16 protein-coding genes are annotated in these 12,250 nt (G+C 40.2%); all 16 read right to left on the bottom strand.

Features of this window, described 5'->3' with window-relative positions; genetic code table 11:
- Positions 1–6: 6 nt before the first annotated feature.
- On the bottom strand, positions 7–747 hold the full coding sequence (locus tag QXS89_04225; GenBank protein MEM3831381.1) for a 30S ribosomal protein S4e: 741 nt from the start codon (positions 745–747) through the stop codon (positions 7–9).
- 1 nt (position 748) lies between these two features.
- Positions 749–1,117 (bottom strand): 50S ribosomal protein L24, encoded by a 369-nt coding sequence (gene rplX / locus QXS89_04220; GenBank protein MEM3831380.1) that lies wholly within the window; start codon positions 1,115–1,117, stop codon positions 749–751.
- Between the two features lie 11 nt (positions 1,118–1,128).
- A complete protein-coding gene (locus tag QXS89_04215; protein ID MEM3831379.1) occupies positions 1,129–1,554 on the bottom strand; it encodes a 50S ribosomal protein L14 in 426 nt (141 codons plus the stop codon).
- A complete protein-coding gene (locus QXS89_04210) occupies positions 1,547–1,906 on the bottom strand; it encodes a 30S ribosomal protein S17 (protein ID MEM3831378.1) in 360 nt (119 codons plus the stop codon). The genes QXS89_04215 and QXS89_04210 overlap by 8 nt, the downstream gene beginning before the upstream one ends.
- Positions 1,906–2,190: a ribonuclease P protein subunit gene (locus QXS89_04205; GenBank protein MEM3831377.1), complete on the bottom strand. Its 285-nt coding sequence runs from the start codon at positions 2,188–2,190 to the stop codon at positions 1,906–1,908. Before QXS89_04205 ends, QXS89_04210 begins: the two co-directional genes overlap by 1 nt.
- Positions 2,174–2,368, bottom strand: coding sequence for a 50S ribosomal protein L29 (gene rpmC / locus QXS89_04200; protein MEM3831376.1), 195 nt, complete (start codon positions 2,366–2,368; stop codon positions 2,174–2,176). The genes QXS89_04205 and rpmC overlap by 17 nt, the downstream gene beginning before the upstream one ends.
- Positions 2,369–2,397: 29 nt before the next feature.
- Positions 2,398–3,084, bottom strand: coding sequence for a 30S ribosomal protein S3 (locus QXS89_04195; protein ID MEM3831375.1), 687 nt, complete (start codon positions 3,082–3,084; stop codon positions 2,398–2,400).
- A 19-nt stretch (positions 3,085–3,103) separates the two neighbouring features.
- Entirely contained in the window at positions 3,104–3,586 is a 483-nt protein-coding gene (locus QXS89_04190; protein MEM3831374.1) for a 50S ribosomal protein L22, read from the bottom strand.
- 114 nt (positions 3,587–3,700) lie between these two features.
- Positions 3,701–4,900 carry an acyl-CoA dehydrogenase family protein gene (locus QXS89_04185; protein MEM3831373.1) on the bottom strand — a complete coding sequence of 400 codons (1,200 nt, stop codon included), beginning with the start codon at positions 4,898–4,900 and terminating at the stop codon, positions 3,701–3,703.
- 207 nt (positions 4,901–5,107) lie between these two features.
- Positions 5,108–5,989: a succinate--CoA ligase subunit alpha gene (gene sucD / locus QXS89_04180; protein ID MEM3831372.1), complete on the bottom strand. Its 882-nt coding sequence runs from the start codon at positions 5,987–5,989 to the stop codon at positions 5,108–5,110.
- 11 nt (positions 5,990–6,000) lie between these two features.
- Positions 6,001–7,143, bottom strand: a complete 1,143-nt coding sequence (sucC, locus tag QXS89_04175; protein ID MEM3831371.1) for an ADP-forming succinate--CoA ligase subunit beta — start codon at positions 7,141–7,143, stop codon at positions 6,001–6,003.
- Positions 7,144–7,269: 126 nt separating this feature from the next.
- Positions 7,270–7,617 (bottom strand): hypothetical protein, encoded by a 348-nt coding sequence (locus QXS89_04170; GenBank protein MEM3831370.1) that lies wholly within the window; start codon positions 7,615–7,617, stop codon positions 7,270–7,272.
- Between the two features lie 4 nt (positions 7,618–7,621).
- The gene (locus QXS89_04165) at positions 7,622–8,074 is read right to left on the bottom strand and encodes a hypothetical protein (GenBank protein ID MEM3831369.1); all 453 of its coding nucleotides are present in this window, start codon (positions 8,072–8,074) and stop codon (positions 7,622–7,624) included.
- Between the two features lie 5 nt (positions 8,075–8,079).
- Positions 8,080–8,829 (bottom strand): succinate dehydrogenase iron-sulfur subunit, encoded by a 750-nt coding sequence (locus tag QXS89_04160; GenBank protein ID MEM3831368.1) that lies wholly within the window; start codon positions 8,827–8,829, stop codon positions 8,080–8,082.
- A gap of 10 nt (positions 8,830–8,839) precedes the next feature.
- Positions 8,840–10,594: a succinate dehydrogenase/fumarate reductase flavoprotein subunit gene (locus tag QXS89_04155; GenBank protein ID MEM3831367.1), complete on the bottom strand. Its 1,755-nt coding sequence runs from the start codon at positions 10,592–10,594 to the stop codon at positions 8,840–8,842.
- Positions 10,595–10,981: 387 nt separating this feature from the next.
- The gene (locus tag QXS89_04150; GenBank protein MEM3831366.1) at positions 10,982–12,235 is read right to left on the bottom strand and encodes a SufD family Fe-S cluster assembly protein; all 1,254 of its coding nucleotides are present in this window, start codon (positions 12,233–12,235) and stop codon (positions 10,982–10,984) included.
- Between the last annotated feature and the right edge of the window lie 15 nt (positions 12,236–12,250).

Here is a 12,250-nt window from a genome sequence, read left to right as displayed (position 1 = left end):
TGACACCTATGAGATCCTTATTACAGGCTTTTCCCTACCTATAACATATACATAGTTTAAAGTTGTCTGAAACAGATGTTTGTTATAATCTTCGAGTGTCACAAGAGTTCTATAAGCTCTCATTCCTCTTACTATCTTCACTATTCTTCCAAGCCTCCCTATATTCCTGCCTCCTATTACTAGTGCTAAAACTCCTTCTTCTAAAGGTATGTAATCTTTCACGCTCATATCCCTGAGATCTACTATTACCGTTCCAAAAGTCTTATACTCTATTCCTTCATTTTTCTCGGAATTCTTAGATGATCCCACTAGTATGTTATAGCCTCCATAGAGATTCAGCTGTGTAGCTCCGCCTTTCACTGTTGTCTTATTATCGATCCTGAGAGGCTTTATATAACTTTCATCCTCGTTTATCTCGATATAATCGATAAATCTAACAGGTTTCGGTATGATTCTATAATGCTTTCCAATAGAAATCAGAGATATCACATCGAAGAAGCCTACAGGATACTTGTAGTTTCTCCTAACTCTTCTATCAACCATCACAACACCACTACTAATAATTCTTCTAGCTTCTCTCGATGTATCAGCTATCCTAAGAAGATCTCTTAATATTAACATTAGCGGTAATGAGGAATATATAGAGTGAGGTCCTGGAGAAGGTTTTACAACCCACTTATGCTCCTTCCTATGAATCGGGTAGAAGAAAGGTGCAGCTAAACTCTTTAAATGTCTGCTACCACCCATTCTAGCCACTCTTACTCACCCTCCTCTCAATAATCTTTCTTCTAACATCATCTATCTCACCAAGCTTTGTTATGATAACCTTAGAAGGATGTATAGGATAGTAAACAGGAGTTCCATCAGCTTTCTTTATGGTGACACCCTCAACATGAATCCGCACACGCTTTAGATCCACATCAACAACCTTACCCTCATGACCTTTCCAATCACCTCTCAAGATCTTAACAGTATCACCAGTCCTTACAGGAAGTCTTTTAACACCATATTCCTTCCTAAGATCTTCGGAAAGCTTAGCCGTTAGAAACTTCCACCTGACATGGAGCGGCGCGTTGAAAAATCTCTTTCTAATCTTTCTAGGCTGCCTGCTCAACATGAAGCTCACCTCTAAACTATGAGCGTGGCTAGATTAGCTATGGAACTCCACCTCTCAGCAGCTTCTCTGGCAACAGGCCCTCTGATCTCAGTACCTTTAGGAAGCCCTTCTGGTGTTATTATCACCACAGCGTTATCCTCGAAAACCACTCTAGTTCCATCAGGTCTTCTATAAGGCATTCTCTGTCTAATCACTACTGCCGGCATCACTTGACCTAGCATTTCTGGGTTACCCTTCTTAACACTGACCATCACAAGATCTCCAACACTTGCTGATGGTATCCTTCTAAGTCTTGACTTAACCTCTGGAACACCTATTATCATCGCTATCTTAGCACCACTATTATCAGCTACATTTACTTTAGCACCCAGAGGAAGTCCTCTAGAATAACCTCTTCTAGGATGAGCAGCAGAAGATCTGAGAGTTTTCTTAGCCACTTCCACCACCTCTTCTTATAACTCCTAGAACAACAAACGAAACACTTTTAGCGAGAGGTCTTGTCTCGCCTATAAGTACTCTATCTCCTACTTTCACATCAATACAAGGAGGTAGTCTAGCATGATATTTACTTCTTCTCCTCTCATACCTCATATACTTAGAAGAATATCTCACATACTCTCTCACAACAACAACAGTCTTCTGCATTCTATTCTTCTCAACAACACCTTCAATAAGCTGACCTCTAACACTAAGCCTTCCATGCCAGGGGCATTCAGGATCTTCACATGTTCTTGAGGGTGGTTGTAAGCCTTCATATCTTATACCTATATTTCTAGTTTCAACTCCCATCAGACTCTCACCAGTCTCTTAGCTCTATCAGATGGTCTACCGATTATCTTGTCGCCCATCACGACTACTTCCTCTCCTGTCTCAGGTATTCTGAATTTAAATACACTGCCTAACTTAAATACTGTTCTAATCTTTCCATCACCGCCTAAAATCTTGAGAGTTTTCATAGTCTCATCTACTACGACGCCTTCCAAACCTTCTACACCGGGATCTGTAGATGATAGGATTCTTGCTTCCAGTCCTAGAAGCTCGTGGTATAATATGTTGTCAGCTTTTCTTCTCACTCTCGCCACCTGCTTTTAAAGCTTCTTCTCTTTCAATAGTAAGTATTCTGGCGATATTCTTTCTAACGATTTTAATCCTATGAGGCTTATCTAGAGTACCTGCTGAAGCCTGAGCTCTTAATCTGAGAAGCTCTGTTCTAAGCTCTCTCAAAAGCTTCAGCCTATCTTCTTTGCTCATAGATCTTATCTCGTCAGGGGATAAGACCACTAGCCGCCACCTCCCTCACTTCTCTCTCCACCAACTTCTGTCAAGCTATTCTCGCTACTTCCAGAAGAAGTCTCTATCTTTTCTTCTAAAATGCCTAGCTCTTCAGGAGATTTCTTAAGAATTTCAAGATGATCAGCTGGAGGAGAAGGTTTTACTATGAGAACCTCGATACCATATATCCCTGGGATGAGCAGTGTTGAGAACGTAGCTCTATCAACTATATAATTCACATGATCTCCTGTCTTATAAACCTTGCCAGCTCTAACCTTCTCATACCTAGCTCTCTCAGAAACTATCTTCCCACTTACAACAATCTCAGCACCTACAGCACCTGCAGCCATAACTCTTCTAAGAGCTATGAATATAGCTCTCCTGAAGTGATATCCTCTCTCAAGAGCTTGAGCTATTCTCGATGCTACTACTCTTGCATTAAGTTCGGGATTTTCTATACTTGATACTGTTATCTGAGGATTCTCTATTTTGAAGTGCTTCTCGAATATCATCTGGAGTTTTTTAATAGTCTCACCTCTTCTCCCTATAATCAGAGAAGGTCTATCAGCGTAGATTATAATCCTTGTACCCAGAGGACTGCTTATGATCTCAACCCCTGCAAATTCAGCTCTATAGAATGCTGATGCTAGATATTCTTCAATCATTAGCTTTTTCATGGAGGTGTCAAGAAAGATCTTCTTTTTATCTACTATCTCACTCCACCTCCTTCACAACAACCTCAAAATTAGTATAGGATCTGAACTTAGGCGTAGCTCTACCAAAAGCTCTGGGCATGTATCTTTTAAGATACCTACCTCTATGAGCCGCTGCATGAACTATTACAAGAGCCTCAGGATTTAAACCTTTCTCCTCAGCATTATTCCTAGCGTTCCTGAGAACTCTAAGAATATATCGGGCGGCTTTAACAGGATATCTTCCCACGGGAATCCTCCATCTAGGAAATCTCTCAGAAACACCCCTATGATGCGCGAGCTGCTTGTTATGTCTACTCATGGGAACATAATCTCTAAGCTGTATGACTCTCTCAAGATATTCTATAGCTTTATCAAGCTTCATACCCTTGATAACCTTTGCTATCTCCTCCGACTCTTTAAAGGATATAGGAAGCTCTCTTCCCAAAGCTTTTGCAGTTCTCTCCTTCTCAGCTATCTCTGGATACACCCACTTAGACGGCAATTTTTTCTAGACACCGACTGAATAAAGTTTCATACGGCAATTTAAAAACTTTTTAGGATCTCTTCTCAAGAACCTATGCTCTCGCATGATGAAGAAAATATCTTCACAGAAGATCTATATATTCAATCCATAGAATCTTCTTATAATCTGTTTGATTATCGTTAGCTTTTGTATCTCTGTAGTTCCCTCATAGATCTTAAGGATCTGAGAATCTCTTAGAAGCCTTTCAACCCCAGATTCAGCCATTAGACCAAGACCTCCATGAATATCTATAGCTTTGATAGAAAGCTCCTGCGCAACCTCTGTAGCAAGTATCTTCGCGATCGAAGCAGCTATTATAAAATCTCTCGAGTTTCTATCAGCAAGATATGCCGCCCAATATGTCACAAGCCTTGCAGCCTCAAGCTTTGCAATCATATCAGCTAGGTAGAATTGAATCCCCTGAAACTCTATTATCTTCCTCTCGAAAGCCTCTCTCTTCACAGCATAATCAACGCTCTTCTCGAGAGCAGCTCTAGCAACTCCAAGAGCTTGCCCCGCAATCCCTATCCTAGCTCTATCATAGGTTTCTACAACTACTTTAAACCCGTATCCAGGTTCTCCTATGATATTCTCTTCAGGAACCTTAACATCTTCAAGAACAAGTTCTGCTACGTGAGATCCTCTCAATCCGTACTTCTCAAGAGATCTATTTATTTTAAATCCAGGCCGATCTCTTTCTACAATAAATGTTGTGATACCCCACCACCTTCTTCCTTCTTGAGGAGGATGTGTTCTCGCAGATACTATGAATACATCTGCTACATCTCCTAGAGATATGAATGTTTTAACTCCTGAGATAAGATAGTGATCGTTAACCTTCCTAGCTCTAGATCTAATTCCCGCCACATCACTGCCAGCTCCAGGCTCTGTATTAGCATGTGCAGCGATTATATCTCCAGAAGCTATCTTAGGAAGAAATCTTCTCTTCTGATCTTCTGTTCCGTATAGTAGAAGAGGGTATATGAAGAGATTTTGAACCGCAAATACAACGTACACAGCTGGTGAGATTCTACTGATCTCCTCAGCAAATATCACCTGACTTCTATAATCACCACCCTGACCGCCGTACTCCTGAGGTATTGAGAGACCTAGATAACCACTCTTCCTTATAGAATCCCAGAGATCATCTGGTATTCTATCTTCTCTATCTATTCTATCTGCATAAGGTTGTATGAATGTGGTAGCATAATTTTCAACAGATCTTCTAAATAACTCGTGTTCTTCTTCTAAAACAACTAAGTGATCCAGAATTGACGAGAGAGGATAGACCATGTAAACCCCCTATACATATAAACTAATAGAAAAATATGTATGAATTATCATGAGGAATACAAATTCCAAGAAGATTTGGATTAGATAAAATAATATCTTTAAAGATTTCATCTCGCTACAACCTCGGAAGCAGGAGATAGAGAGTGTAAGATTAATTAATCCTATATGAAGATCGGGATTTTTAGAGGTAAAAAGATGAAGAAGGATTTATTTCTTAAAGACCTTGGCAGCCAGATCTGCGATCTGCATTGGAGTTGAAGCTACAGGTATTCCTATGCTTTCAAAGGCTCGAATCTTTGATTCAGCAGATCCCATTCCCATAGTTATTATAGCTCCTGCATGACCCATTCTCTTCCCGGGTGGAGCTGTTTTTCCTGCTATAAATGCTATTATAGGCTTTCTAAGTCCTGTGCTTCTAATGTATGATGCCAGTCTCTCCTCAGCATCACCGCCTATCTCTCCTATGACTATAATCCCTTTAGTCTGAGGATCTTTAAAGAACATCTCAACAACTTCTATGAAATCCATGCCTGTCACAGGATCTCCTCCTATGCCTACCACCGTGCTATGTCCAAGACCTACTCTAGTTATAGCTTCTGAAATCTCGTATGTGAGTGTACCACTTCTAGAGACTATTCCTATACTACCTGGTGTAAATGATCTCTCAGGCATTATACCCACCTTAGTCTTCTCTCCAGGAGATATCACGCCAGGACAGTTAGGACCTACAACAGTCACTCCCTTAGCTCTTGCATACATTATCATCTTAATCTCATCATGCACCGGGATCCCTTCGGTAATCACTACGATAGTTTTTATACCTGCGTCGACGGCTTCGTAGAATGCATCAGGAGCGAACTGAGCTGGTACGAATATTATAGATGTATTTATCTCAGGATGTTTTCTAACAGCTTCATCAACAGTGTTATATACAGGTACACCTGCTACACTTGTTCCTCCCTTACCAGGTGTGACTCCCGCAACAATCCTTGTTCCATATCTTAGCATAGCCTCTGTATGATAGCTACCTTCTCTACCTGTTATACCCTGAACCAGAACCACTGTATTTCTATCAACTATTATAGCCATCCAACCCCACCTCATCTAGATCTGCTTGCAAGTTCTACAGCGTATTTTGCTGCATCTTCATCACTTGTGAAATAACTGATTCCATTCTCCTCCAAGATCTTCCTACCCTCTTCCTCTCTTGTTCCTACTAATCTTACTGAGAGAGGTTTTTTAATTCCTGACTCTTTTAAAGCTTCTACGATTCCTCTAGCAACTTCATCGCATCTTGTGATCCCTCCATAGACGTTGATAAACACCACCTTGATTCTGGGATCTCTGAGTAGCAGTAAAAGTGCTGCTTTAACTCTCTCAGCCCTAGCGCCACCGCCTATATCCAGGAAGTTAGCAGGTTTACCTCCGTAGTGTGCCACAAGATCTAGTGATGCCATTGTAAGTCCAGCGCCATTACCGATAACTCCTATATCACCGTCTAGAGATACATAGCTGAAACCATATTCTCTTGCTATAACCTCCTCCTCGGTAAACTCTCTAGGATCTGATTTCAGGCTTTCAGCTAATTCTTTGTGTCTGAATAGAGCATTATCATCTAGAGTTATCTTCGAGTCCAAGGCTATAAGACCTTTATCCGTGAGTGCTAGAGGATTTATCTCTACCAGATCTGCGTCGTATGAAAGCATTATCTTGTATAGCGCTTCAGCGATATTCTGAAGAGTTTTAGAAGAATCTTGATCCATACCTAGTTTATCGGCTAAGGCTCTTAGATGATATGATCTAAGACCTATCACAGGGTCTATATAGATTCTTATAATAGCTTCAGGCTTCCTAGCAGCGATCTCTTCAATATCAACTCCACCTTCTGCAGACGCTAGGTAGACATACTTTCTAGCAGATCTATCGATAGTTATTGATAGATAGTACTCTTTCACTATATTAACAGCTTCTTCGACAAGAATCTTTCTAACAGGAACGTTTTTAACTCCTTCTGAGAACATTCTAGAAGCTATTTCGCGAGCCTCCTCTAGAGATCTAGCAATTCTAATACCACCAGCCTTACCTCTCCCTCCGATCAATACCTGAGCCTTGAGAACTGATGGCAGACCTATCTCTCTAACTCTATACTCTACCTCTTCTAGAGAACTCGCTATACCACCCCTAGGCACAGGTATCTTATACTCAGAGAATATTCTCTTACCTTCATACTCGTATAATCTCATGCAAATCTCCAAAGAGTAATTCATAGCCAGGATTTTAAATTAAAATTATATTAGCAAAAACGATCTCTCCAATCTTCGATATCCCTATGAAGATTAGAGGTAGGTTCAGCTGAAAAACTCTTTAAATTAATGTGGAAATACATAGTATCCCGAGAGTGTTAACACTCCTAGAACCAGAAATACTATTCCTAGTATGAAGAGTATGGGTGTCGCGATCTTCCCAGCTCTAGGAGATAGCTCGTATATTATAACTCTCAAACCATTAAACCCGTGGAATAATGCTACTGCTAGAAGAATTGAGAGAACACCTCTATAGAATATGTCTGAGTAGTTGGCTCTAACCTGCTCATAGCTCAGACTCGACTCATAGCTTCCTGGTAGCAGTCTATATATGATGTGGATCGTTAGAACAACTATGAGAGCTAGGGCTGTCCAGTACTGCCACTTCATAATAGAACTATATCTTATCCTCATAATCTCACCCCAGGGTTATCACTCCAAAGAGATATAGAGTTCCTAGTACTGTTAATATGAGAGACAGTGTAAATGTTATGATCAGCATAGTCTTCTGGCATGATGACAGTGACAGAGGTTTTTCGATATATAGTGATGAGGGTATCTTCCTAGGCATACACACATTGAAATACTCTACTAGAAGCAATCTGATCCCGTTTAAACCGTGGAAGAATATTGAGAATACTAGAAAGATCTCTCCGACCTTGATCGGTAGAGAGCTGTAGAGTTGTAATTCGGCTGCCCAAGCTACAGGATTCAATGTATTATGAGTTGATATTATATGAAGCGGTAGATATACTGCCAGGAAGAACCCTGTTATTCTATGAAGCGTGTACGCTATTCTCTCAATATTAATCCACGGATATATCCATCCGATAACTCTTCTTACGAGAACCTGGATCTGTGACTCGCTCAATTAAATCACCTCCTCATAACCAGTCTTCTAAGAAACTGTATTGCTAGAGCAGGATCTACATTTTTAGGACATGAAGCACTACACGCACCAGCGAAGTGGCATCCGAAAACACCGTCCTGAGAATCTACTATCTCAAGTCTGACTAGACCGCCTTCATCTCTGGAATCGGCGATCCATCTATATGCTTGTGAGAGAGGTTGAGGACCTAGAAATCTCGGGTTAGACGCTACAGTAGGACATGCAGCCATGCATATGCCGCATTTAATACACATGCTAAAGATCCTGTATCTATCAACCTCCTCTGGTTTCTGAAGATACTCTTTCTTGGGATTAAACTGTTCTTCAAAATCTTTTCTTATGAGCCACGGCTTAACCTGTTTATGCTTATGAAATAAAGGCTCTAGATCTACCACCAGATCTTTTACTGGCGGGAAGTTTCTTAGAGGTTCTATCTCTATCTTCTCGCCCAAGGATATGGCGTTGGTCATGCAGGCCAGCCTAGGCTTGCCGTTGATAGTCATTCCACAAGACCCGCATATACCCATTCTACAGCTATATCTTACAGAGAGTGTATGATCATTTGTTCTCACAATTTTTAGAAGTACATCGAGAACTGTATCATATCTAGAGACCTCCATCCTATATATAGATGTTCTAAATCTATTCTTCTCAGGATCATACCTCTTGATCTTGATTGTGAGAGTTTTCAAGCCTAGTTTACTTTCTTGAATAAGCATCTCGCTTCTCGCAGTCATTTGAAGCACCTTAATACTTTCTCTCCTCAGGCTTCCACCTAGTTATTCTAACAGGAATATAATCAAGTCTAGGTCCTTCAGGTGTGTAGTATGCTAGAGTATGTTTAAGCCAGTTAACATCATCTCTCTTAGGATAGTCAGTTCTATAATGAGCACCTCTAGATTCGGTTCTTGCCAGAGCTGATACGATGACAACCTCTGCTATGTCAAGCATGTTTCCTAGCTCTATAACCTCTTTAAGATTCATATTATACTTTCTACTTTTATCATCAACTCTAACCCTCGAGAACCTATCCTTTAGATCTCTTACTATTCTACCTGCTTCTAAAAGTCCTTTCTCATCTCTAAAGACATAGACATAGGTATCCATGGTTCTCCAAAGCTCCTGCCTTATAATATAAGGATCTTCTGCATTAAGCTCTGGTTTAAACATCTGATCAAACAACCTCTTCTCCTCTCTCTTAAAGATCTCTTCTACAGTTGATGAAACCTCTAGAAGACTTGAGGAAGCATTCTCAGCATATCTAGCAGCAGATTCTCCTGTGAATCTACCCCATACAACACATTCAGCTAGAGAATTACTTCCAAGTCTATTAGCTCCGTGAAGACTTGTTGCAACAGCCTCTCCCGCACCCCATAGATTCGGGACATAATCAGTGGAGTTAAACATGATATGTCCATATGTATCTGCATGTATACCTCCCATCGTATAGTGTGCAGTAGGTCTAACTGGTATAGGTTCGTGAACAGGATCCACGTTGATAAGCTTCTTCGACAGCTCTCTTATGAAAGGAAGTCTCGTATTGATCTTCTCCTCGCCGAGATGCCTTAGATCTAGATGCACATATCCTAGACCGCTCTCCTCATGTATGAAGCCTCTGCCCTCCTGAATCTCTCTCACTATAGCTCTTGCAACTATATCTCTAGGAGCAACCTCCATTCTCTGAGGAGCGTATCTAGACATAAACCTCTCTCCACTTCTATTGATCAGATACCCACCTTCACCTCTTGCCGCCTCAGTGATGAGAATTCCTGATGGAACTATACCTGTTGGATGGAACTGCATGAACTCCATATCCTTAAGAGGAATTCCAGCTCTATAGCTCATTGCAGCACCATCACCTGTGACAGAGGAGGAAACAGTTGTAAAACCATAGATCCTGGCTGCTCCACCTGTGGCTATTATGCTTGCTTTTCCGAGAAAGACCTTGAGAACACCCTCCTTAAGATCTAGAACTGTAAATCCTTTCACATAACCATTCTCCATAATAAGTGATGTGGCCATATGCTCATGATATATATCTATATTTTCGAATCTAAGAACATTATCATAGAGAGTGCTCATTATAAAGAATCCCGTCTTATCAGCAGCATAAGCAGTTCTTGGAATACTCATGCCTCCGAACATTCTCTGAGCAATTCTACCATCGGGAGTTCTACTCCAAGGAACACCCAGGTGATCTAGGAATTTAAGCTCTTCAGGAGCAAACCTAACGAAAAGCTCTACAACATCTTGATCAGCTAGAAAATCACTGCCTTTAACAGTATCATAAGCATGAAGATCCAGGGAGTCTCCAGTAGCCTCTGGATAGAGAACTCCTGCAATACCACCTTCAGCAGCAACACTATGACTTCTCATAGCGTGAAGTTTTGATATTACTGCAATTCTAATTTTCTCCTTAGAAACAATGGCAGCCTGAATAGCGGCTCTAAGACCTGCAAGACCGGAGCCAAGTATCAGGAGGTCGTATTTTAAAACCTCCATTATTTATACCCTCCTCAGATTCCGATATACATCGATAAATATATATTTTAGTGAGAATATAACAAGTAGTGTATTTTAAGAATATATTAGATTAGATATAAATTCAGCATTGTTAATTCTTACTCTACTATAAGGATCTGAAGATCTTAATTCAGTCAGTCCGGCCAAGCACATCACATATCAGACCCGGTTTCTTTCATCAACCTAATTTATATTGACACTTCAATTCTTATAATAACTTCATTCTTAAACATGCATGCATATATGAAGGTAGAGATCGTTTTAGTTCTTTCATGTTCTACCTTTACACCTTTTAAAACCTCTGCTAGATTCTCTATTAAAATTCGAAAGATCTAGCTATATATAAGATCTGTTTGCAAGGAAATGCTAGAATTCTACCTCGCCTCTGAGCTCCTCTAACGATATTATTCTGATCCCTCTATCTCTGAAGTATCTCTCTATATATTCTATAAAGATCTCTCTCATATACTCTGGTACTTTTTCTATATAATCTCCTACATAATCGCTTACCACAAGCTCAATTATATCTCTTTCATTAAAACCTCTGCTTCTTAGATAAACCATGGTATCCTGATCCATTATAGCTTGCGATGAAGAGTGTACCGCTTCTTCAACTTCTCCTGTTTCAACTAGTAGGAATGGTGTTGTAACGGTGAGAGCTTCACCGCCTACGTTTAATGCTGAAACATCTACGTTAGCTCTTGATTTCTTTGCAGTCTCTCTCTGGGTTATATAACCCTGTACTATGTTCTTGGACTTGCCCAGAGCTAGAGCTCTTGATGTTACATATGATATAGTATTAGATCCTCGGAGGAGAGAACTGTCTATAAAATGAATCCACTCAGAACCACTTGATATAGTGAGCGAATAGCTGGCATGCCTTGAGTAATCTCCCTCAAGACCTACTCTATTCTGAAATCTGCTGGCAGCACCTCCCATAGATAATGTATAGATCTCAAGCGATGAATCTTGAGAGAGAAGATAGTGATTTGAGTGAAAGTCTGCTACTCCGCCCATATTTATCAATCCTATTCTAAGTCCTGCAGATCTATCTATGTAATATTCTCCTACAAAAGTTCTCATACTATTGCTAAGAGGTTCTGTTGCTATGATAATGCTTGCTTCAACTCCTTCCTCGATTAATGTGAGAACGTGTTGCGAGATCTGAGTCTTAGGAAGACCTCCTCCTATAAATATTTTAAGAGGCTTTGCAAGTGTCTTGTGAAGTCTTAGTATAAGTACTGATGATATCCCTCCAATATGTCTAGCATAGATCCTTGACTCTTCGGGGTCTACCAATCTGAAAAGCTTGTCATTAGAATAATCTTTTAATAGATCTCTTCTCTCTAGAAATCCTATCTCAACCCCATTAATATCTCGTTTGAAAAGCTTAGATCCATAGTATACTATATCATAGGAGTTAAGCATAGGACCTATTTTTTTCGGCATATCTTCTGAGAAGATCTCTAGAAGATCTTCTTCTAATTCGCTCACTATACTATACTTATCATATTCAAGCCAGTTAGTATAAGATTTAATAGTAGGCGAGTCAGAAATATGCCTATATGGAATGCTTCTTGAAAGTTCTAGGGATCTCTCTATAAGATCTCTTATCCTCAATATACAAGCACCATC

The organism is Sulfolobales archaeon, from assembly GCA_038881635.1.
Taxonomy (GTDB): domain Archaea; phylum Thermoproteota; class Thermoprotei_A; order Sulfolobales; family AG1; genus WYEN01.
This window is presented reverse-complemented; position numbering and strand designations above follow the sequence as displayed.